The organism is Pseudomonas sp. Pseusp97, from assembly GCF_047304025.1.
Taxonomy (GTDB): Bacteria; Pseudomonadota; Gammaproteobacteria; order Pseudomonadales; family Pseudomonadaceae; genus Pseudomonas.
Genome location: NZ_JBGLYK010000105.1, coordinates 1 through 19,266, shown reverse-complemented (window position 1 = coordinate 19,266; position 19,266 = coordinate 1). Strand labels below are relative to the sequence as shown.

The 19,266-nt window shown below is 65.4% G+C and carries 21 protein-coding genes; 14 read left to right on the top strand and 7 right to left on the bottom strand.

All coding sequences use genetic code 11. The annotated features are described in order from the left end of the window. Nucleotides 1-137: 137 nt before the first annotated feature. Both ACCC94_RS17600 and upp read right to left on the bottom strand, forming a co-directional pair. Nucleotides 138-1,439: a uracil-xanthine permease family protein gene (locus ACCC94_RS17600; RefSeq protein ID WP_413350770.1), complete on the bottom strand. Its 1,302-nt coding sequence runs from the start codon at nucleotides 1,437-1,439 to the stop codon at nucleotides 138-140. A 3-nt stretch (nucleotides 1,440-1,442) separates the two neighbouring features. Then, on the bottom strand, nucleotides 1,443-2,081 hold the full coding sequence (upp, locus tag ACCC94_RS17595; RefSeq protein ID WP_045210998.1) for a uracil phosphoribosyltransferase: 639 nt from the start codon (nucleotides 2,079-2,081) through the stop codon (nucleotides 1,443-1,445). A gap of 155 nt (nucleotides 2,082-2,236) precedes the next feature. Here upp and ACCC94_RS17590 point away from each other — a divergent pair, with 155 nt between their 5' ends. The 3 genes from ACCC94_RS17590 to ACCC94_RS17580 all read left to right on the top strand — a co-directional run bounded on the left by ACCC94_RS17590 (nucleotide 2,237) and on the right by ACCC94_RS17580 (nucleotide 4,899). Further along, nucleotides 2,237-2,794: a hypoxanthine-guanine phosphoribosyltransferase gene (locus tag ACCC94_RS17590; protein WP_017519718.1), complete on the top strand. Its 558-nt coding sequence runs from the start codon at nucleotides 2,237-2,239 to the stop codon at nucleotides 2,792-2,794. A gap of 2 nt (nucleotides 2,795-2,796) precedes the next feature. Next, the gene (locus ACCC94_RS17585; protein WP_413350768.1) at nucleotides 2,797-3,270 is read left to right on the top strand and encodes a WbuC family cupin fold metalloprotein; all 474 of its coding nucleotides are present in this window, start codon (nucleotides 2,797-2,799) and stop codon (nucleotides 3,268-3,270) included. Nucleotides 3,271-3,474: 204 nt separating this feature from the next. Then, nucleotides 3,475-4,899: an aldehyde dehydrogenase family protein gene (locus tag ACCC94_RS17580; protein WP_413350767.1), complete on the top strand. Its 1,425-nt coding sequence runs from the start codon at nucleotides 3,475-3,477 to the stop codon at nucleotides 4,897-4,899. Here ACCC94_RS17580 and ACCC94_RS17575 read toward each other — a convergent pair. Further along, on the bottom strand, nucleotides 4,883-5,800 hold the full coding sequence (locus ACCC94_RS17575; protein ID WP_413350765.1) for a LysR family transcriptional regulator: 918 nt from the start codon (nucleotides 5,798-5,800) through the stop codon (nucleotides 4,883-4,885). The two genes, ACCC94_RS17580 and ACCC94_RS17575, sit on opposite strands and share 17 nt — an antisense overlap. A 153-nt stretch (nucleotides 5,801-5,953) precedes the next feature. Here ACCC94_RS17575 and ACCC94_RS17570 point away from each other — a divergent pair, with 153 nt between their 5' ends. The 3 genes from ACCC94_RS17570 to ACCC94_RS17560 all read left to right on the top strand — a co-directional run bounded on the left by ACCC94_RS17570 (nucleotide 5,954) and on the right by ACCC94_RS17560 (nucleotide 7,409). After that, a complete protein-coding gene (locus ACCC94_RS17570; protein ID WP_413350771.1) occupies nucleotides 5,954-6,436 on the top strand; it encodes a hypothetical protein in 483 nt (160 codons plus the stop codon). 98 nt (nucleotides 6,437-6,534) lie between these two features. Beyond that, nucleotides 6,535-6,822 (top strand): PA4642 family protein, encoded by a 288-nt coding sequence (locus ACCC94_RS17565; RefSeq protein ID WP_017519723.1) that lies wholly within the window; start codon nucleotides 6,535-6,537, stop codon nucleotides 6,820-6,822. Between the two features lie 185 nt (nucleotides 6,823-7,007). Next, nucleotides 7,008-7,409 (top strand): VOC family protein, encoded by a 402-nt coding sequence (locus ACCC94_RS17560; RefSeq protein WP_413350764.1) that lies wholly within the window; start codon nucleotides 7,008-7,010, stop codon nucleotides 7,407-7,409. A gap of 63 nt (nucleotides 7,410-7,472) precedes the next feature. Here the strand turns inward: ACCC94_RS17560 and mqo are convergent, their stop codons facing one another. Next, on the bottom strand, nucleotides 7,473-8,966 hold the full coding sequence (gene mqo / locus ACCC94_RS17555; RefSeq protein ID WP_413350763.1) for a malate dehydrogenase (quinone): 1,494 nt from the start codon (nucleotides 8,964-8,966) through the stop codon (nucleotides 7,473-7,475). 802 nt (nucleotides 8,967-9,768) lie between these two features. Between mqo and ACCC94_RS17550 the strand changes: the two genes are divergently transcribed. Further along, nucleotides 9,769-10,356: a YajG family lipoprotein gene (locus ACCC94_RS17550; protein ID WP_413350762.1), complete on the top strand. Its 588-nt coding sequence runs from the start codon at nucleotides 9,769-9,771 to the stop codon at nucleotides 10,354-10,356. Nucleotides 10,357-10,417: 61 nt separating this feature from the next. Here the strand turns inward: ACCC94_RS17550 and ACCC94_RS17545 are convergent, their stop codons facing one another. Then, nucleotides 10,418-10,624 (bottom strand): hypothetical protein, encoded by a 207-nt coding sequence (locus ACCC94_RS17545; RefSeq protein WP_413350761.1) that lies wholly within the window; start codon nucleotides 10,622-10,624, stop codon nucleotides 10,418-10,420. A gap of 262 nt (nucleotides 10,625-10,886) precedes the next feature. On the opposite strand from ACCC94_RS17545, the gene ACCC94_RS17540 reads away from it, so the two are divergent. Beyond that, nucleotides 10,887-11,171 carry a hypothetical protein gene (locus tag ACCC94_RS17540; protein ID WP_413350760.1) on the top strand — a complete coding sequence of 95 codons (285 nt, stop codon included), beginning with the start codon at nucleotides 10,887-10,889 and terminating at the stop codon, nucleotides 11,169-11,171. A 39-nt stretch (nucleotides 11,172-11,210) separates the two neighbouring features. On the opposite strand, the gene ACCC94_RS17535 is transcribed toward ACCC94_RS17540, so the two are convergent. Then, entirely contained in the window at nucleotides 11,211-12,371 is a 1,161-nt protein-coding gene (locus ACCC94_RS17535; protein WP_413350759.1) for a 1-acyl-sn-glycerol-3-phosphate acyltransferase, read from the bottom strand. A gap of 138 nt (nucleotides 12,372-12,509) precedes the next feature. Here ACCC94_RS17535 and ACCC94_RS17530 point away from each other — a divergent pair, with 138 nt between their 5' ends. Genes ACCC94_RS17530 through ACCC94_RS17520 form a run of 3 tightly spaced genes read left to right on the top strand, consistent with a single transcriptional unit; the run spans nucleotide 12,510 to nucleotide 13,589 of the window. Next, nucleotides 12,510-12,692 carry a CPXCG motif-containing cysteine-rich protein gene (locus ACCC94_RS17530; RefSeq protein ID WP_413350758.1) on the top strand — a complete coding sequence of 61 codons (183 nt, stop codon included), beginning with the start codon at nucleotides 12,510-12,512 and terminating at the stop codon, nucleotides 12,690-12,692. Further along, a complete protein-coding gene (locus ACCC94_RS17525; RefSeq protein ID WP_413350757.1) occupies nucleotides 12,692-12,958 on the top strand; it encodes a putative signal transducing protein in 267 nt (88 codons plus the stop codon). The genes ACCC94_RS17530 and ACCC94_RS17525 overlap by 1 nt, the downstream gene beginning before the upstream one ends. A 19-nt stretch (nucleotides 12,959-12,977) precedes the next feature. Then, entirely contained in the window at nucleotides 12,978-13,589 is a 612-nt protein-coding gene (locus tag ACCC94_RS17520; protein ID WP_413350756.1) for an SOS response-associated peptidase, read from the top strand. A 304-nt stretch (nucleotides 13,590-13,893) separates the two neighbouring features. On the opposite strand, the gene ACCC94_RS17515 is transcribed toward ACCC94_RS17520, so the two are convergent. Continuing rightward, on the bottom strand, nucleotides 13,894-16,026 hold the full coding sequence (locus ACCC94_RS17515; protein ID WP_413350754.1) for a methyl-accepting chemotaxis protein: 2,133 nt from the start codon (nucleotides 16,024-16,026) through the stop codon (nucleotides 13,894-13,896). Between the two features lie 186 nt (nucleotides 16,027-16,212). Here ACCC94_RS17515 and ACCC94_RS17510 point away from each other — a divergent pair, with 186 nt between their 5' ends. From ACCC94_RS17510 to ACCC94_RS17500, 3 genes are all read left to right on the top strand, one after another. Continuing rightward, nucleotides 16,213-17,025: a M48 family metalloprotease gene (locus tag ACCC94_RS17510; RefSeq protein ID WP_413350753.1), complete on the top strand. Its 813-nt coding sequence runs from the start codon at nucleotides 16,213-16,215 to the stop codon at nucleotides 17,023-17,025. A gap of 129 nt (nucleotides 17,026-17,154) precedes the next feature. After that, on the top strand, nucleotides 17,155-17,973 hold the full coding sequence (locus ACCC94_RS17505; RefSeq protein ID WP_413350751.1) for a M48 family metallopeptidase: 819 nt from the start codon (nucleotides 17,155-17,157) through the stop codon (nucleotides 17,971-17,973). 78 nt (nucleotides 17,974-18,051) lie between these two features. Beyond that, entirely contained in the window at nucleotides 18,052-19,035 is a 984-nt protein-coding gene (locus tag ACCC94_RS17500; RefSeq protein WP_413350750.1) for an NAD-dependent epimerase/dehydratase family protein, read from the top strand. Nucleotides 19,036-19,266 lie beyond the last annotated feature (231 nt).

The window sequence follows — 19,266 nt, the reverse complement described above, 5'->3', positions numbered from 1 at the left end:
CTGTAAGGCTATCGTAGCAAAGGAAAACCGCGCCCACGGGCGCCCGGTTTTAATTTGTTTGGAAAAAGGCGGGGGAAAAAATGCCGTTGGGGGCGGGCGGGGGGGCCGGGCCGCCCCCGCCGGGGGGCCCCGCTACCTCACTCGGCGGGCTTCTCGGCGGGGGAATCGCCGGCGCCTTGCTCCAGCGCCTTGTTCTCCCAGCCTTCCTCGCCCGGAAGGATCAGGTTGAGCAGGATGGCGACGATGGCGCACAGGGCGATGCCCTTCAGGCCGAAATCGTCCGGGCCGGTGCCGGTGCCGATCAGCACGCCACCGATGCCGAACACCAGGGTGACCGAGACGATGCACAGGTTGCGTGCCTGGGACAGGTCCACCTTGTGGCGGATCAGGGTGTTCATGCCCACCGAGGCGATGGTGCCGAACAGCAGGCAGAGGATGCCGCCCATGACCGGTACCGGGATGCTCTGCAGGATGGCGCCGAACTTGCCGATGAAGGCCAGGCCGATGGCGAACACCGCCGCCCAGGTCATGATCTTCGGGTTGTAGTTCTTGGTCAGCATCACCGCGCCGGTCACTTCCGCGTAGGTCGTGTTCGGCGGGCCGCCGAACAGGCCGGCGGCGGAGGTGGCGATACCGTCGCCGAGCAGGGTGCGGTGCAGGCCCGGGGTCTTCAGGTAGTTCTTGCCGGTCACGCCGCCCACGGCGATGACGCCGCCGATGTGCTCGATGGCCGGAGCGAGTGCTACCGGGACGATGAACAGGATCGCCTGCCAGTTGAATTCCGGCGCGGTGAACTTCGGCAGCTCCAGCCAGGGCGCGGCGACGATCTTGGCCACGTCGACCACGCCGAAGGCAAAGGACAGGCCGTAGCCCACCAGCACGCCGGCGATGATCGGCACCAGGCGCAGCATGCCCTTGCCGAACACCGCGACGATCAGGGTGGTCAGCAGCGCCGGCATGGAGATGAACATGGCGGTCTTGTACGGGATCAGCTCGGTGCCGTCACCGGCCTTGCCCATCGCCATGTTGGCGGCAATAGGCGCCATGGCCAGGCCGATGGAGATGATCACCGGGCCGATCACCACCGGCGGCAGCAGGCGGTCGATGAAGCCGGTGCCCTTTACCTTCACCGCCAGGCCCAGGAAGGTGTAGACGAAACCCGCCGCCACCACGCCGCCCATGGTCGCCGCCAGGCCGAACTGGCCCTTGGCGAGGATGATCGGGGTGATGAAAGCGAAGCTCGAAGCCAGGAACACCGGCACCTGGCGGCCGGTGACGATCTGGAACATCAGGGTGCCGAAGCCGGCGGTGAACAGCGCGACGTTCGGGTCCAGGCCGGTGATCAGCGGCATCAGCACCAGCGCGCCGAAGGCCACGAAGAGCATCTGCGCGCCAGAGATGACCTGGCGCCACAGCGGTTCGTTGAATTCATCGGCCATCGATCAGGTTTCCTTCTGCTTGGTGCCGAAGATCTTGTCACCGGCATCGCCCAGGCCCGGCATGATGTAGCCGTGCTCGTTCAGGCACTGGTCGATGGAGGCGGTCAGGATGAGCACGTCCGGATGCGCATCATTGACCGCCTTGATCCCTTCCGGCGCCGCCACCAGCACCATGGCGCGAATGTCCTTGCTGCCGGCCTTCTTGAGCAGGTTGATGGTGGCGACCATGGAGCCGCCGGTGGCCAGCATCGGGTCGATGATCAGCGAGCGGCGCTCGGCGATATCCGGCGCCAGCTTCTCCAGGTAGGTGTGCGCTTCGAGGGTTTCCTCGTTGCGCGCCACGCCCACGGCGCTGACCTTGGCGCCCGGAATCAGGCTGAGCACGCCGTCGAGCATGCCGATGCCGGCGCGCAGGATCGGCACCACGGTGATCTTCTTGCCGGCGATCTTCTCGACCTGCACGGGGCCGGCCCAGCCTTCGATCTCGTAGTTTTCCAGGGGCAGGTCCTTGGTCGCCTCGTAGGTCAGCAGGGCGCCCACTTCCTGGGCCAGCTCGCGGAAATTCTTGGTACTGATATCGTGACGGCGCATCAGTCCGATCTTGTGGCGGATCAGGGGATGGCGGATCTCGAGGACGGGCATGGACGGGTTCTCCGGGCGGGCTGGCAAAAAAATTGCGGTAGCGTAATGCATCCTAGCTATCTTGGGCCACGATTGTCGGCGACATTCGTCCGCTGACCCTTGCTCCATGGCACGCCGATAGGTACCTTTGCGCACTTTTTCACGGGAGAACCCCCATGTCCGTCGATCTCGCGCACATCCGCCAAGTCATGGCCGAAGCCGACTGCCTGTACACCAATGCCGAGGTAGAGGCCGCCATCGCCCGTGTGGCCGAGGCCATCAACGGCTCCCTGGCCGACACCAACCCGGTGGTGTTCTGCGTGATGAACGGCGGTTTGATCTTCTCCGGCAAGCTGCTGCCGCTGCTGAATTTCCCGCTGGAAGCTTCCTACCTGCATGCGACCCGTTACCGCAACGAGACCACCGGTGGCGAGCTGTTCTGGAAGGCCAAGCCGGAAATCTCCTTCATCGACCGCGAAGTGCTGATCATCGACGACATCCTCGACGAAGGGCACACGCTCTCGGCGATCATGGACTTCTGCAAGCACGCCGGCGCCAAGCGCGTGCACACCGCCGTGCTGATCGACAAGGACCACGACCGCAAGGCCCGTCCGGACCTGAAGGCCGACTACGTGGGCCTGTCCTGCATCGACCGCTACATCTTCGGTTACGGCATGGACTACAAGGGCTACTGGCGCAACGCCGCCGGCATCTTCGCCGTCAAGGGCCTGTGACGATGAGCGGGCCGCGTTTTCTCGACAGTGCGCTGTTCGACGAGGTCGCGGCCCGTGCCGCCGCCAGCCCCCGGCGCCGGCAGAACCACAACTTCCATGAGCAGACCGAGCCCTGCCATCGCCTGCTCAATGCGCTGCAGCCCGACAGCTACATCCCGCCGCATTGCCACCGTCACCCGGACAAGGCCGAGAGCCTGCTGGTGGTGAAGGGCGCGCTGGGTCTGCTGATCTTTTCCGACAGTGGCGAACTGCTGACGACCCGCGTACTGCGTGCGGGCGGCGAATGCGTCGGCGCGGACCTGCCGCCGGGCACCTTCCACGCCATCGTGGCGCTGGAGCCGGACAGCATCATGTTCGAAGCCAAGGCCGGACCCTTCGTGCCGCTGGGCGAGGACGAACGCGGCCAGTGGGCGCCCCGCGAGGGCGAGGCGGGCGCTGCAGACTATCTGGCGTGGATGCGCTCGCAATTCGGCTGAGGGATTGCTTTTCGTAGGAGCGAGCTTGCTCGCGAACGGACTCACCGGGCACTACAGAGCTGAGCGGATCGCGAGCAAGCTCGCTCCTACAACCCGTCCTGATACATCTGTCAGAATCGATGCATGCATGGGCTGTCTCGCATTTTTGCCGATGCATGCCCCGCCTATCCTGCGACCCTCACAAGACAACCGTCCGAGGTTCGCATGTCCCGTCTCCTTTATATCGATGGCCAATGGCAGGCTGCCGACAGCGGCGCCGTCCTGCGCCCGATTGCTCCCGCTAGCCGTGAAGCGCTGCCGGAGGTCGCCTGTGCCGGCGCCTCCGACGTCGAACGCGCCGTCGCTGCGGCCAAACGCGCCTTCGCCGACTGGAGGCTGACCAGCGCCGCGCAGCGCGCCGGCTACCTGCGCGCCTTCGCCGAGCAGCTCGAAGCCCGCAGCGAGGCACTGATCACCCTGCAGATGCAGGCCAGCGGCAAGCCGCGCCTGGAAGCGGAAATCGATATCGGCGACGCCATCGCCACCTTCGCCTACTACGCCGAACTGGCCAACCAGTTGGACGCCCGGCAGAACGCCGAAGTAACCCTGCCGGACGCCGGCTACCGCTCGCAGACCCGCTTCGAGCCCATCGGCGTGGTCGGCCTGATCGTGCCGTGGAACTTCCCGCTGGTGACCAGCGCCTGGAAGATCGCGCCGGCCCTGGCGGCGGGCTGCACCGTGGTGCTCAAGCCGTCGGAGATCACTCCGTTGATCGAACTGGTGCTGGGCGAGATCGCCGACGCCATCGGCCTGCCCGCCGGCATGCTGAACCTGGTGCCGGGCCTGGCCGATGCCGGCGCCGCGCTGTGCAGCCATCCGGGCATCGCCAAGCTGTCCTTCACCGGCAGCAATGTGGTCGGCCGCAAGGTCATGGAAGCCGCTGCAGCGCGCACCCTGCCGGTGGGCCTGGAACTGGGCGGCAAGTCGCCGATCCTGGTGTTCGAGGACTGCGACCTCGACGAGGCCGTGCAGTGGATCATTGCCGGCGTCTACTGGAACGCCGGGCAGATGTGCTCCGCCACCTCGCGCCTGCTGGTGCAGGAGTCCATCGCCGCGCCGCTATTGGCGAAGCTGAAGGTCGCGGTGGAAGGCCTGCGCGTCGGCGATTCGCTTCAGGGCGAGACCGACATGGGGCCGATGACCAGCGAAGCGCAGTACCGCAAGGTGCTCGATTACTTCGCAGTGGCCCGCGACGAAGGCCTGGCCTGCCTCACCGGCGGCGAAGCGGCCGAGGGCTGGTTCATCCAGCCGACCGTGTACACCGACGTTCCGGCGGACAGCCGCCTGTGGCGCGAGGAAATCTTCGGTCCGGTGCTGTGCGTACGCACCTTCAGTGACGAAGCGGATGCCCTGCGCCAGGCCAACGACAGCGACTTCGCCCTGGCCGCCACCGTGTGCAGCGCCGATCTCGAGCGCGCCCAGCGCGTCGCCGAGAGCCTCGAAGCCGGCAACGTCTGGCTGAACTCGCCGCAAGTGGTATTCCCGCAGACCTCCTGGGGCGGCGGCAAGCGCAGCGGCATCGGTCGCGAGCTTGGGCCGTGGGGGCTGTCGGCGTTCTTCGACATCAAGCACATCACCGCGCCGCGCTGACCGGCGTCACCCCGTGCTCCAGGCGCAGGTCCTCGACCAGCGCCTGGAGCGCTTCGTTGTGCCCCGGTTCGTCGCGCACCACCAGGCTGTGGGTGATGCCGTAGCCGAGGCTGTCCGGCAGCAGGGCGCGCATCTCGCCCTGCTGCACCCAGCGCTCGGCATAGTGCGTGGGCAGGTAGCCCAGGTGAGTACCGGCGCGCACGGCGTGGAGCACCGCCTCCATGTGCTGGGCGAAGGCCGTGCTGCGTTGCGGATCGGCCGGCAACTGCACGTCGGCCACTGCATAGCCGTGCTGGATCCAGTCGCAGCTTTCCAGCTCGCTTGCGTCCTTTACCGGCCTGTCGAACAACGGATGCTCGCGTCCGCAGAAGACCGCTACCCGCTCGTGGTACAGCGGCTCATAGCGCAGGTTCGGCAGGCGCCGGCTGAAGCAGGCGATGGCCAGGTGCAGGCGGCCGCTGAGCACCAGGCGCTCCAGTTCGCTGGAGGACTCGATGAGGAAATGCAGGCGCACATCCTGGTCGCGCCGGTTGAAGCGTGCGAGGGTCTGGTGGATGCATGCTTCGGGCAGCGTGGCGATGTTGTCGGCCAGGCCCAGGTGCAGCTCGCCGACCAGGCGTCCGGCCAAGGATTGCACCTGGTCGCGGAAGTCGCCCAGCGCGGCGAACAGACTCTGCGCGTAGTCCAGCACCCGCTCGCCTTTTTCTGTCAGGCGGAAGCCGCTCTTGCCACGCTCGCACAGGCGATAGCCCAGGCGTGTCTCCAGGCTGGCGATGTGCGTGCTGATGGTCGACTGGCCCATGCCCAGTTCGCCCTGCGCGGCGGAGAAGCCCCCGCAGCGCACTACGCAGGCGAAGATGCGCAGCAGGCGCAGGTCGAGGTCGGAGACGTTGTGCAGCATGGCGGCTTCGATTCGTGAGATGCGATGTATGAGGGATGTTGCTTTGAAGGCTATCAATGTATCGCCGTGCTTGCCATGTGCGCCTGTCGTGGCGCTTCGGGCGCGTGCTAGAGTGCCCGGCCCTGTCCCGCGGAGGTGATGATGTCCGTTCGCATGCCGGGCGCCTTGCTGGCGCTGTTGTTCTGCCTTCCGCCTGGTCTTGCCGGGGTGGCCGTTGCTGCGCCGATGCATAGCCAGTTCCTGCCACCGGACGATGCCGGCCTGCGCCAGGGCGAGCCGGAGCAGCAGCAACTGCTGCAGGTCACCGAATACAGCGTGGTGCTGGGCAACCAGCGGCAGTCCAACCAGCAGCCGATTCCGATCACCACGCCGTCGCTGCTGCGTCTGAAGGGCAAGCCGCTGAACAAGGGCGCGCAGATCAGCCAGGTGGTGATCAGCTTCGACGCCGAGGGCAAGAGCCTGAAGAAGCCGGCCTACGACGAGAAGACCCGCGTGCTCAGCCTCTACTATCCGCAGGCGGCTTATCCGCAGCTGCTGGACCTGCTGCGCAACGGCACCGTCTACGTGCAGTTCCTCACTTACGGCAACGGCCATATCTGGGCCGACCTGCATACCGGCGCGGTGCGTGCGCGTTGAGCCGCGCCCGGCGCAGGGTTAAACTGCCCGACCCGTGTTGCCCGGCCTGAGCCGATGCCGGCCGCGATCCCCGAGACAGCCGTAGAGAGAAGCGAGCGATGCGTAAAGACAAGAAGCAGGTGATTGGCGAAGAGATCAACGACGACGCCATCAAGCTGTTCCTCGACGTGGAACCGGCCGACGACACCCCGGCGTCCCTGCACAAGCTGGTCAAGGCCTACCGCGGCCTGCGCATCGACGACTTCGAGCGCTTCGTCGGTTTCTTCGTCGAAGCCGGTTACGACCTGTCCGCCAAGGATGCCCAGGGCCAGGATTTCATCGCTCTGATCCAGGACCAGCGCCAGGCCGAGCCCTACATCGAAGTGATCAAGGCTGCCCGCGGCTGATCGCCTCGAGTCGCTGAAAAGCCCGCCTTGTGCGGGCTTTTTCGTTCAGGGCTGTTCGCGAGCAAGCTCGCTCCTACGAAAGGCGGGCTCACCCTGTAGGAGCGAGCTTGCTCGCGAACAGAGCCCGCTGCGCAATCCCGCCTAGACTTCCCTCAGAACGATAACGACAAGGCGAGGACGAAGCCGTGCAAGTACAGCCCTATCTGTTTTTCCATGGTCGCGCCGACGAGGCCATTGCCTTCTATCAACATGCAGTGGGTGCTCAACTGGGGGCGCTGATGCGCTATGAAGAGGCCCCGGGCCCCGCACCGGTGCCCGACGGCTGGCTGGACAAGGTCATGCATGCCAGCCTGCAGATCGGCGAGACGGAGGTCTTCCTGTCCGATGGCCGCGGTGAGCACAACGCCGCTTTCAATGGCTTTTCCCTGCACCTGACGCTGCGCAGCGTGGTGGCGGCGGAGCAGGCATTCGCCGCCCTGGCGGAGGAAGGGCAGGTGGAGATGCCGCTGGAAAAGACCTTCTGGGCGCAGCGCTTCGGCATGCTCACCGACCGTTTCGGCATTGGCTGGATGGTCAGTTGCCATTGAGCCGGCAGCCCCGCAGAAACGAAAAAGCCCGCCGGATGGCGGGCTTTTTCATCGGCGCAGCACTCAGGACGCGGCGACGATCTGCAGGCGGTCGGCGGTCATCTGGTTGACTTCGCGGTACACCGCGGCGTCGGTTTCCAGCTGCTTCTCGCGGGCCGGGAAGATCTCCTTGAGCTTCGCAGTCCACTCGGCCGACTTGTAGCGCTCGGGGAAGCAGCGCTCCAGCAGGCCCAGCATGATCGAGACGGTGACCGAGGCGCCCGGCGAGGCGCCGAGCAGGGCGGCGATGCTGCCGTCCTGGGCTGCCACCAGTTCGGTACCGAACTGCAGGATGCCGCCTTTCTTCGGGTCTTTCTTGATGATCTGCACGCGCTGGCCGGCGGTTTCGAGGCGCCAGTCGGCCGGGTTCAGCTGCGGGTAGAACTTGCGCAGGGCTTCGATACGCTGGTCCATGGACTGCATGACTTCCTTCACCAGGTAGCGAGTGAGGTCCATGTTGTCGCGGGCCACGGCGAGCATCGGCAGCAGGTTGCTGGTACGCACCGACAGCGGCAGGTCGAGGAACGAACCGTGGCGCAGGAACTTGGTGGAGAAGCCTGCGTACGGGCCGAACAGCAGGGAAGTCTTGCCCTCGACCACGCGGGTGTCCAGGTGCGGCACGGACATCGGCGGGGCGCCCACTTCGGCCTGGCTGTAGACCTTGGCCTGGTGCTGCTTGACCACTTCCGGGTTGTCGCAACGCAGCCACTGGCCGCTCACCGGGAAGCCGCCGAAGCCCTTGCTTTCCGGGATGCCGGACATCTGCAGGAGCGGCAGCGCGCCGCCGCCGGCGCCGAGGAAGACGAACTTCGCCTTGACCTTGCGGGCGTCGCCGGTCTGGGTGTTCTTGATGTCCACCAGCCAGCCGTCGCCTGCGCGCTCGAGGCCCACGACCTTCTGGAAGTAGCGGACTTCGCTGCCTTCGCGGCTGGACAGGTAGCCCAGCAGCTGGTTGGTCAGGGCGCCGAAGTTGACGTCGGTGCCGCTTTCCACGCGGGTCATCGCGACCTGCTCGTCGGCCGGACGGCCGGGCATGGTCAGCGGCGCCCAGTCGGCGATCTTCGCGCGGTCCTCGGTGTATTCCATCGAGGAGAAGGCGTGGTGCTGGCTGAGCAGCTCGAAGCGCTTCTTCAGGAAGGGAATGTCCTTGCCACGCACGAAGCTCATGTGCGGAACGGGGTTGATGAAGTTGCGCGGAGCGCCGAAGGCTTCCTTCCCGGTCAGGTAGGCCCAGAACTGCTTGGACACCTCGAACTGGGCGTTGATGTTCACCGCCTTCTTGATGTCGATCGAGCCGTCGGCCGCCTGCGGGGTGTAGTTCAGCTCGCAGAGGCCGGCGTGACCGGTGCCGGCGTTGTTCCACGGGTTGGAACTCTCGATGGCTCCGGATTCCTGCAGTTCGACGATCTCCAGCTTGACGCCCGGATCGACTTCCTTGAGCAGGACAGCCAGGGTTGCGCTCATGATGCCGGCGCCGACCAGCAGCACGTCCATCGATTCGATTTCGTTCTGCGCCATTAACGCGTCTCCAAAACTATCAGCAGCCAGTTGTGACAGGGGGCTTTCGCTCAGGTGCGTAAAAGTTGCCTGTCCGAATTCTTCTCAGGTCGCAAAGGACCTTTCGCGAATATCTCGGGCCGGGGGCAGAGGAGGGGAAATGCGCTCCTTCTCGGCAGTCCACGGCGGAAGAGTTCATCCGCAAGTGCATCCGAAAGTGGCGCTCAGGCGCGGCTTCCGGTGCCGAAAAAGCGATTCAGTGCTGCGGGGTCAGACGTCAATGGTGCTACCAACGCAAAACTCTTCATTGCTCGCCACACTCTCGTGAAGTAGTGAAAAACCTTCGATCACGCTCTTTTGGAGGCGTGAAGCTCAAAGGGGATCGTCGTCGCGGGCCGGTCCGGTCTCCGTGCGGAGGGGGCGGCTGCATCCTTGCCAAGTTCTGCGCAACGAACGTACAAAGCGCGACGGCCAGTGACCGAGGCGAGTGGCGACTCTCTTTGAGGGGTGGCAGAGGCGAGACACGGCGTGTCGGCATCGTGCGGGGCCCGACCAGGAGGCGTCCTTATAATCGGGGGGCGATTATAACGGCGAAACACAAAAAAAAGCTCTGCACCTTAGACTTTTTTCCTAGTGTGTACCCCTTGATTCCTCATTTGTGCCCCCTCCCGGCGCGCCTCGCCTGCGAGTGGGTCAAGGCGGCCTATCGACGCGTGGCCAGGGAACCCTGAGAACGGGTTCCGCGTCCAATGGCCAAGCGCTATCTGACCGCGCTGCCCGCCGGTATACTGCCGGCCATCGCTTAACCCATGGAGAGATGAGCATGCTGCCTCGCCTGTTGCTTGGCTTTATCGCTGCCGCCAGCCTGACCTTGACCGGCTGCGCGCTCAGCCCGCAACAACTCGATCCGACCCCTGAATTCAAAGGGCCGGTGACCGCCATCGGCCAAGGCCAGCCGGTGGTGGTGAAAGTTGTCGACGGTCGCCCGAGCACCGCCCTGGGCACCCGTGGCGGCCTGTATTCGGAAACCAGCCAGCTGACCGTGCGCAGCCAGGACGTGATTCCCAAGCTGCAGCTGCAGGCTGAAACCGCCGTGCGCCTGCTGGGCTTCACCCCGTCGGCCAATGCCTACAACGCCCCGCAACTGACCCTGACCCTGGCCGAGCTGAAGTACCAGTCGCCCAAGGAAGGCATGTACGTCACCGAGGCCGATATCGGCGCCACTTTCCGCGCCGACGTGCAGAGCGGCACCCGCCGCTACAGCGGCCGCTACGGTGCCTCGACCAACCAGCGTTTCGGCATGGCGCCCAACCAGGCGACCAACACCAAGCTGGTGAGCGAAGTGCTCAGCGACGCGCTGACCCGCGTGTTCAAGGACCCGACCATCGGCCAGACGCTGAACCAGCGCTGATCGAGGGAAATGAAAAAGCCCGCCGGAAGGCGGGCTTTTTCATGGGCGCTGATCGGGGCGGTCAGGCTGCCTGGCGGTACGGGTCGACCTCGAACGAACGCATGCGCTCATCGGTTTCCGGCAGGTCCAGGTGCTCGTGGCCACAAGCCTGGGTGTAGACCAGCCAGTGGTCGTCCTGGACGTTGAACGAGAGGCCGACGACCACGGCTTCGATTTCTTCCAGATGTTCGATCAGGTAGGCGTTTTCGTGGGGGACGATGTCGAGCATGGCGAATCTCCTTGGCGAAAGACGGGGTTGCAGAATCCGTGAAGCCAGCACCGTGCCAGGACGCAGGAACGGTCTTAGACCGTTTCTCGATAATTCTTACGCTCGTCGTAAATAAGCGTTGCGCGCTGGCTGCGAGGGCGGCCCAGCGGATAAAATGCGCGCCGATTGTTTCTCATCCATGACGGGCCAGGCCCGTTCGTCCAGACTGACCCCCGCTTTGCTTCGAAGTCGTTGGCGTGCAGTTCTGAAGCGGAGGTTTGTGATGTCGCTGCAGGCGCTCTGGAGTCTTTTCCAGGCCCATCCCGGTCGTATCGTGAACGACCTGGCCCTGTTCTTCGCCCTGGCCGGAGGCTGGCTGCTGCTGGCGACCCGCCGCCGCGAGCGCCTGGCCCTGGCGCGCCTGGCCGCCGAGAGCGAAGTCGCGCCGGTAGCGCTGGACAGCATCGAGCCCACCGCGCGGATGAACCGCTTCTTCTACCGTTTCGGCTTCGCCTGCATGGCGCTGGCGATGGCGGTGAGCTGGTACAGCACGCAGCTGGGCCAGTAACGGATGAGATGAAAAAGGCGCCCCGAGAGGCGCCTTTTTTCATGCCTGCTGCTTGAGCCGGTACTGGTTCAGCACCGGGTTGGCGTACTGCAGGATCAGGTGGCCGCGCTGCTCGGCGGGGCATTCGCCCAGGCGACGCTCCCATTCGGTGCGCGCGCGCTGCAGTTCCTCGGCCTTGAACAGGGTCTCGGCGCGCGGCACGTTCAGCGCGGCGTCGCGCAGGTCGGATGCCTCGTAGGCGAGGTAGTGCACCGGGAACAACCGGTAGTTGCCGAGGATCTGCCGGTCCAGCTCGGCGGCGAGCTGCTTGGCGTCGGCAAAGTCGCCGGTGATCTCCTCGCCGAAGTTGATGTGCACGCGGCCCTTGTAGCCGGTGATGCCCTGCACGATGCTGCGGTCGTCCTCGCCCGGCGCCTTCCTGTACTCGCCGGTCGTCGCGCGGGTGAACAGCTCGCGCGCCTTGGCGGCGTCGCACGGGTCGTACTCGTAGCTGATGGACACCGGGATCAGGTGCAGCTGGCGGATCACCTCGGCGAACGGCTCGTCCTTGCGGCTCATGTGGAACATCTTGAGGATCGCCGAATCGGTACGGTCGTTTCCGTCCTTGGCGCGGCCCTCGGCCTGGGCGATCCAGATCGACTGGCCGTCCTGGCAGATCGAGTGATTGATGTAGGCCGAGAGGTTCTGGTACGCCGCCAGCTTCTCGCGGCGGCCGCTGATGGAGCGGTGCACGATGAAGCTCTTGTTCAGGCGCATCAGGTCGCTGACGAAGGACTTCTGCAGCAGGTTATCGCCGATGGCGATGCGTGGCGTCGGCAGCTTGGCGTGGTAGATCGCGTAGTTGCAGAAGGCCGGGTCCACCACGATGTCGCGGTGGTTGGCGATGAACAGGTAGGCGCGGCCGGACTGCAGGCGCTCGACGCCCGAATAGGTGACGCCGTCGGTGGCGTGCTCGATGGTCCGGTCGACGTAGGGCTCGACTTTGTGCTGCAGCTCGCTGACGCTGCGAATGCCGGTGACTTCGCGGGCCAGCCGATGGGCTATAAGAGGTCTGAGCAGCCAGCCGAACGGACCGGACAGACGCGGAAAACGGTAACGCGCCAGCGCGCCGAGGAAGGCGTCATCGCTCAGCAGGCGCTGCAGGACTGCCGGGACTTCGGCGTCGTTGTACGGTCGGATGGCTTCGAACTCGCCCATCATGCTCTCTATGAATTCTGGGGGTATCACGGGCCGGGCCGCGAAGTAGACGGTCCGCAAGGGTATGCCGCCGACTCACTGGCCAGGCGGGCACCCAAAAAGACCGCGCGATTATAAACGGAAGTCACGGGGGAACCAGCGATGCTCGAAAGTCAGGCCTATTCCTGCCCCTATTGCGGCGAGCCGGCCGAGGCCGTGCTCGACCTTTCCGGGGGCGACCAGAGCTACTATGAAGATTGCCCGGTGTGTTGCCGGCCGATCCTGTTCCAGCTCCACACCGACGGCATGGACTGGACCCTGGAAGTGCAGCGCGAGGACGATTGATGCAGCGAATCTACGAACCCGCGGACCTGATCGAAGCCGAGCTGCTGGGCGGCATGCTGGCCAACGAGGGCATTTCGTCGCACCTGGGCGGACGTCACCTGGTTGGCGGCATCGGCGAGCTGCCGGGCATGGGCCTGCTGCACCTGTGGGTGGAGGACGACGTGGCCGAGCAGGCGCGCGAGCTGATCGCCGCGTACAATGCCGCGCAACCCCTGCCGGGCGGCGCCGACGATCACGAGGGCGGCCCCGGCGTCCTGCTTTGCTGATGCCGCCTATCGAGTCCCCATGACCAGCCGCTACGCCCTGTTCCGCTGGAACCGCGAGCTTGCCGAGAACGCCGGCTTCCCTGCCGACCTGCAACCGCAATGGAGTGTCTCGCCCGGCGCCCGCGTGCTGATCCTGCGCGAGGAGAACGGCGTGCGCCATGCCGACCTCGCCCGTTGGGGCCTGACGCCGGCCTGGCTGAAGGACCTGTCGCGAACCCCCGCCCATGCACGCACGGAAACCATCGTCGAGCAGCCGATGTTCCGTGACGCCTTCGCCCAGCGTCGTTGCCTGCTGCCGGCCAACGGCTTCTATGAATGGCGCGGCGCGCGCAAGCGGCCGCACTGGATTTCCGGTGGCGGGCTGATCTGCTTCGCGGGGGTGTGGGAGGCGTACCCGGTGGAAGGCCACACCTATTACAGCGTGGCGATGCTCACCCAGGCGGCGGGCGATCTGCGCCGGCCCTTGATCCTCGATGTGGCCGAGCAGGCGCAATGGCTGTCGAACGAGACGCCAGCGGCGCGCTTGCTGGAGCTGCTGCAGTTGCCCCAGGCGCAGCTGCGCGTGCAGGCGCTGGCAAACTTCATCAACGATCCGACCTGCAACGGGCCGGAGTGCCTGACGCCAGCCTGAGGTTGCAGCGCGGCGTCTTTCCCGTAGGAGCGGACCTTGTCCGCGAAGTCCATGCCTCGATCCCATGCCGAAGGATGAACATCTGTAGGAGCGAGCTTGCTCGCGAACTCGCATCGCAGCGTAGCCGGATGGGCAGGCGGGGGCGAGCGGCGTGTTGTGGTAATGGCCGTAGGGTACGGATTCCGCCGCGCGGGATTTCGCGGACAAGGTCCGCTCCTACGAGATAGGAATCCGGACTCCCTGCAGGAGCGGGGCATGCCCGCGATTCGCATCCATGGGGTGCTTCTGCAGGGGGGGGGGGCGATTACACCTTGAACTGATTCACCAGCCGGCGCTGCTGCTCGGCCAGCTTGGTCAGTTCGGCGCTGGCCTGGGAGGCTTCGTCGGCGCCGCCGGCCACCTGGTTGGCGACCATGCCGATGTTGGTGACGTTGCGGTTGATGTCCTCGGCTACCGCGCTCTGCTCCTCGGCGGCGCTGGCGATCTGGGTGTTCATGTCGTTGATCACCGACACCGCCTGGGTGATCGACTCCAGCGCCTGGGCCGCCTCGCCGGCGTGACGCACGCTGTCCTCGGTCTTGTCCTGGCTCTGCTGCATCACCTGCACCACCTCACGGGTACCGTTCTGCAACTGCTGGATCATCGACTGGATTTCCTGGGTGGCCTGCTGGGTCTTCTGCGCCAGGTTGCGTACCTCGTCGGCGACCACTGCGAAGCCGCGGCCCTGTTCACCGGCGCGGGCCGCCTCGATGGCGGCGTTGAGCGCCAGCAGGTTGGTCTGCTCGGCGATGCCGCGGATGGCCACCAGGATCGCGTTGATGTTCTCGCTGTCGCGCGCCAGCGACTGCACCACGCCCACGGCCCGGCCGATTTCGCTGGCCAGCGCCTGGATCGCCGTGGAGCTGCTCTCGACGATGCGCTTGCCGTGATGCGCGGCCTGGTCGGCGTGGTTGGCCGCTTCGGCTGCGTGGGTGGCGTTGCGCGCCACGTCCTGGGCGGTGGCGGTCATCTCGTGGACGGCGGTGGCCACCAGTTCGATCTCCGCCAACTGCTTCTGCACGCCCTGGTTGGTGCGGATGGCGATGTCGGCGGTGTGCTCGGAGGAATCGCTGACGTGCTGCACGGAGGTCACCACCTGGCCGATCATGCCCTGCAGCTTGCCGAGGAAGGTGTTGAAGCCCTTGGCGATGGAGCCCAGTTCGTCGGCGCGGTCGCTGGTCAGGCGGCGGGTCAGGTCGCCTTCGCCCTGGGCGATGTCGTCGAGCATGCCCACCAGCTGGCGCAGCGGGCGGGCAATGCCGTGGCCGACCAGCCAGATGACGGCCAGGCCGATGGCGGCAATCAGCAGGCCGACCAGGGTCATGCCCAGGGTGTCGCTGTCGCGCTGGGATTTCAGGTCGCTCTGCAGCTGGTTCAGGTCGCCCAGCACGGCTGCCTGCGGCAGTTGCAGCATCAGCGTCCAGCGCGCGCCGGAGTCGGCGATGGTGAAGGGCAGGAACAGCTCGATGTGGCCGTGCTCCTTGTCCACCGAGGTCAGCGGCTGGTCGAGGGTGAGCTTGGCCAGGTTGGCCACTTCATTGGCGTCCAGCACGCTGCTGGCGGCTTCGCCGAGCTTGCCCGGGTCCTTGGTGTAGGCGACCAGGCGGCCGTTGGTGGAGATCAGCGCCATCTCGCCGGCGCCGTCATAGAGCTGACTGTCGGCGGTCTTGAGCAGGTCCTGGATGAAGTCCAGCGACAGGTCCACGCCGACGGTGCCCTTGAACTGGCCCTTGACCATGATCGGCGCGTTGAACGAGGACATCAGCACCATCTTGCCGCCCATTTCGTAGGGCGCCGGGTCGATGATGCAGGGTTGGTGCTTCTCTTTCGGGCACAGGTAGTACTCGCCTTCGCGCACGCCGGTGGGCTGCATCTTCTGGCTTTCCAGGGTGTCGCCCATGGCTTCCACGGTCAGGCTGCCGTCCTTGCGGTACCACCAGGGCATGAAGCGGCCGCTGGCGTCGTAGCCGGGCAGGCCGGAGTACTGGCTGTCGTTGCCGGCGAAGGCGTTGGGTTCCCAGCCGGCGAAGGCGTCGAGCAGCTTGGGGTTCTGCGCCACGGTCTGGCGCAGCAGGTTGGACATGCCGGCGCGGCCGATGCCCAGCAGCGGCTGGCCATTGGCGTCAGTCTCATCCAGCAGGGCGTTGGTGTTGGCCAGCTCGCGGGCAACGGTGAGCGGGTATTCCAGCTCGCGCTGGATCTGCGCTACCTGACCCCGCGCCAGGGCCACCAGGCGTTCGTTGATCACCTGCTCGAGCAGGGCCTGGGTGCGCTCCTGCACCAGCGCCTGGGTCCGCGAGCCGGCGAACAGTGCGTACAGCACCAGCGCGGCGACCACTGCCAGAACGCTGGCACCGGCCAGCGCCACCACGGAAAACTGGATCGACTTGAATTTCATACGGGTACCCGGAATGCGCCGAAGGTCTGCGTGTCTATCTGTATCGGCAGGTCGGGGGATTTTCCTTAGGCAGCCGTTGTAATGGGTTGTAACGCGGCTGTTCGCCGGCTGTCGCGGGATTGTCGGCGGTGGGCTTCGTACCTAACATGTGCCGCCAGTTGGAGTAGTCGTTGTCAGGAGGATGACGTGTCGGGTCGGATTGTCTGGATTGTTGCTCTGGTGCTCGTTCTTGGCGGATGCATGCATTCCTCTAACAGCAGTGGAGGAGCCGCAGGCGTCAGGCGAGTTCAAGGGTTTGGCTGGTGGGTCGATCCCGACGAGTTGAAGCAGTCCATGAGCAGCGCCTACGTTGAGCAACTCCGCAGTGCCAGCGCCGATGGATCGTTGGAAACTGGCGGTGCAGATCTCAATCGTTCCAGAGCGATATTGGAGCGCCTGATTCCCGGCACCCGGAGTTTCCGAGCAGATGCCGCAGATTGGCCGTGGGAAGTGAATATCATCGATAGGAATACTTTCGAGGCTTCTTCCGGCCCGGATGGAAAACTGATCCTTTACGGGGGCGTCATTCGCGGGCTGGATCTTAACGATGATGAACTTGCTTTCGTCATCGGGCACCTGATGGCCACGTCCCTCCGCGAGCACGCCCGTGAGCGCCAGGCCAATGCGGCAGTTGTGGGCCTGGGAATGAAAATTGGTGCGCTATTGGCCGGTGGCAACGATTCCGGCATCTCGCTCGGCATGCCGTCGCCATCCATGGATCTTGTGCGGAAGCAGACTGCTGAAGCGGATCTGATTGGATTGGAGTTGGCTGCGCGGGGAGGCTTCAACCCTCAGGCTGTCGTCAGTCTTCTGGCGAAGTTGGAGCAAAGAAGGTCTAGCAGCGACCTTCTTGTTCATTGGCAGTATCAGGGTTTAAGTGAGCGATTGGCTGAGTTGAAACCTCATGTCGCGACGGTTCTCCCGTTGTACCTGCAAGCCAGGGGAGCAATAGGCAAATGACTCGCAAGAAGTTGTGCTGAGGGCTCTTGCTCCCGGTTGAAGCGAGCGCAGCAAGCTGTTGCCGGGCATCGGGGGTGGGCCTACCATGCGCGCTGTCCGTGGGAGATTGCATTGTTTCGGGAGAGCAACATGCCCAGAGTTTTCCGTATCGCCGGCCTGGCCGCCGCGCTGATGCTGACCGCCTGCCAGCAGGTGAACACCACCAGTGGCGGCGTCGTCGGCGTCGAGCGCAAACAGACCATGTTCAGCATGCTGTCCAGCGCGCAGGTCGATCAGATGTATGCGCAGTCCTACCAACAGACCCTCGGCGAGGCCTCCAAGGCCGGCAAGCTGGATGCCAGCAGCAGCGACGCCAAGCGCGTGAAGGCCATCGCCGCGCGGTTGATTCCGCAGACCGGCGCCTTCCGCTCCGACGCGCCGTCCTGGCAGTGGGAAGTCAACGTGATCAAGAGCGACGAGCTCAACGCCAACTGCGGTCCGGGCGGCAAGATCATCGTCTACACCGGGCTGATCGATCAGCTCAAACTCACCGACGATGAGCTGGCCGCGGTAATGGGCCACGAGATCGCCCACGCCCTGCGTGAACACGGCCGCGAGGCCATGTCCCGTGCCTACGCCGAACAGGTCGGTCTGGGGCTGGGCGGCCAGTTGCTCGGCCTTGGGCAGACCAGCGTCGACCTCGCCCACCAGGTGGTCGAATACAGCCTGACCCTGCCCAACAGCCGGCAGAACGAGAACGAAGCCGACCTCATCGGCCTGGAATTGGCGGCGCGGGCCGGCTATAACCCCAACGCCGCGATCACCTTGTGGCAGAAGATGGGCCAGGCCGGTGGCGACGCACCGCCGGAAATCCTCAGTACCCACCCGGCGGACAGCACGCGGATGGCCAACCTGCAGGCCGCCATCCCCAAGGTCATGCCGCTCTACGAGCAGGCAAAGACCCGTTAAGCAGTGGTTCGTGATTCTCTCGAACGGCCAAGGGTGGCGTAAGGTTGCGCTGCCCGATCCAGTGAACAGGGAGCACCCGTGAAAATCGCTGTACTCGGAGCCACCGGGCTCCTGGGCCACCATGCCGCCCGCGCGATCAAGGCGGCCGGCCACCAGTTGGTGCTGATCCACCGGCCCTCGTCGCAGATTCAGCGCCTGGCCTATCTGGAGCCTGAATGCCGAGTGGCCGAACTCTTCGATCACCAGGGCATGGCCCGCGCGCTCAGCGGGCTGGACGCGGTGATCTTCAGCGCCGGTTACTACCCGGTGCGCCCGCGTCGCTGGCAGGAGGAAGTCGCCAGCGCGCTGGACCTGACCAACCATTTCTACGCCGCCTGCCTGCAGGCGAAAGTGCCGCGCATCCTCTACGTTGGCTCGGCCTTCGCCATGCCCTCGCACCCGCAGGGGCTGCCGGGGCACGAGGGGCTGTTCTACGAAGGACTGCCCACCGGCAAGAGCGCCTACGTGATGTGCAAATGGGCGCTGGACGAACAGGCCCGCGAACAGGCCCGTGGCGGGCTGCCGGTGGTCATCGGGATCCCCGGCATGGTGCTGGGCGAGCTGGACATCGGCCCGACCACCGGGCGCCTGATCACCGCCATCGGCCGCGACGAGATGCTGCATTACGTGCCGGGCCGGCGGAACGTCATCGATGCTTCCGAGGCCGGGCGCGGTCTGCTGACGGCGCTCGAGCGCGGCCGGGTAGGGGAGCGTTACCTGCTCACCGGGCACAACATCGAGATGGGCGAATTGACCGCGACCATTGCCAAACTGCTGGGCAAGCCGGCGCCGACCCCGATGCCGTTGCACCGCGCTCGCGCACTGGCGACCCTGGGCCGCTGGCGCTATCGCCTGACCGGCAAGATGCCGCTGCTGGACGATACGGCCATCGAGGTGATGGCTGGCGGACAGTTCCTCGATGGCCGCAAGGCGCGCGAGGAACTGGGCTTCGAGTCCCATGTACCGCTGGAGGACACGTTGGAGCGGGCGATTTCCTGGTTCCAGGCCAACGATTACCTCTGACTCTGCCGTGCCAAAGCGGCTCTTGTAGGAGCGGAGCTTCTCCGCGATCACCGCGCCAGCGGTGCCGTACCTGAGCGCCGGCCTGCCGGCCGGATTCGCGGATAAGATCCGCTCCTGCGAATGCGCTCCCGGCCGGCGACCAACTCCGGTAGCAGGCCTGGCCGTTCCCTGTAGGAGCGAGCTTGCTCGCGAACCGCCTGGCACCGAGCGGCTCCGGTTCGCGAGCAAGCT

Bases quoted from the DNA above. Each gene is read 5' to 3' on its own strand.
- ACCC94_RS17585 (WP_413350768.1), top strand. From the start codon at position 2,797: ATGAGCGGGCCGCGTTTTCTCGACAGTGCGCTGTTCGACGAGGTCGCG.
- ACCC94_RS17580 (WP_413350767.1), top strand. From the start codon at position 3,475: ATGTCCCGTCTCCTTTATATCGATGGCCAATGGCAGGCTGCCGACAGC.
- ACCC94_RS17505 (WP_413350751.1), top strand. From the start codon at position 17,155: ATGCCCAGAGTTTTCCGTATCGCCGGCCTGGCCGCCGCGCTGATGCTG.
- ACCC94_RS17530 (WP_413350758.1), top strand. From the start codon at position 12,510: ATGCTCGAAAGTCAGGCCTATTCCTGCCCCTATTGCGGCGAGCCGGCC.
- ACCC94_RS17535 (WP_413350759.1), bottom strand. From the start codon at position 12,371: ATGATGGGCGAGTTCGAAGCCATCCGACCGTACAACGACGCCGAAGTC.
- ACCC94_RS17570 (WP_413350771.1), top strand. From the start codon at position 5,954: ATGCCGGGCGCCTTGCTGGCGCTGTTGTTCTGCCTTCCGCCTGGTCTT.
- ACCC94_RS17565 (WP_017519723.1), top strand. From the start codon at position 6,535: ATGCGTAAAGACAAGAAGCAGGTGATTGGCGAAGAGATCAACGACGAC.
- mqo (WP_413350763.1), bottom strand. From the start codon at position 8,966: ATGGCGCAGAACGAAATCGAATCGATGGACGTGCTGCTGGTCGGCGCC.
- ACCC94_RS17590 (WP_017519718.1), top strand. From the start codon at position 2,237: ATGTCCGTCGATCTCGCGCACATCCGCCAAGTCATGGCCGAAGCCGAC.
- ACCC94_RS17575 (WP_413350765.1), bottom strand. From the start codon at position 5,800: ATGCTGCACAACGTCTCCGACCTCGACCTGCGCCTGCTGCGCATCTTC.
- ACCC94_RS17600 (WP_413350770.1), bottom strand. From the start codon at position 1,439: ATGGCCGATGAATTCAACGAACCGCTGTGGCGCCAGGTCATCTCTGGC.
- ACCC94_RS17550 (WP_413350762.1), top strand. From the start codon at position 9,769: ATGCTGCCTCGCCTGTTGCTTGGCTTTATCGCTGCCGCCAGCCTGACC.
- ACCC94_RS17525 (WP_413350757.1), top strand. From the start codon at position 12,692: ATGCAGCGAATCTACGAACCCGCGGACCTGATCGAAGCCGAGCTGCTG.
- ACCC94_RS17515 (WP_413350754.1), bottom strand. From the start codon at position 16,026: ATGAAATTCAAGTCGATCCAGTTTTCCGTGGTGGCGCTGGCCGGTGCC.
- ACCC94_RS17520 (WP_413350756.1), top strand. From the start codon at position 12,978: ATGACCAGCCGCTACGCCCTGTTCCGCTGGAACCGCGAGCTTGCCGAG.
- ACCC94_RS17545 (WP_413350761.1), bottom strand. From the start codon at position 10,624: ATGCTCGACATCGTCCCCCACGAAAACGCCTACCTGATCGAACATCTG.
- upp (WP_045210998.1), bottom strand. From the start codon at position 2,081: ATGCCCGTCCTCGAGATCCGCCATCCCCTGATCCGCCACAAGATCGGA.
- ACCC94_RS17540 (WP_413350760.1), top strand. From the start codon at position 10,887: ATGTCGCTGCAGGCGCTCTGGAGTCTTTTCCAGGCCCATCCCGGTCGT.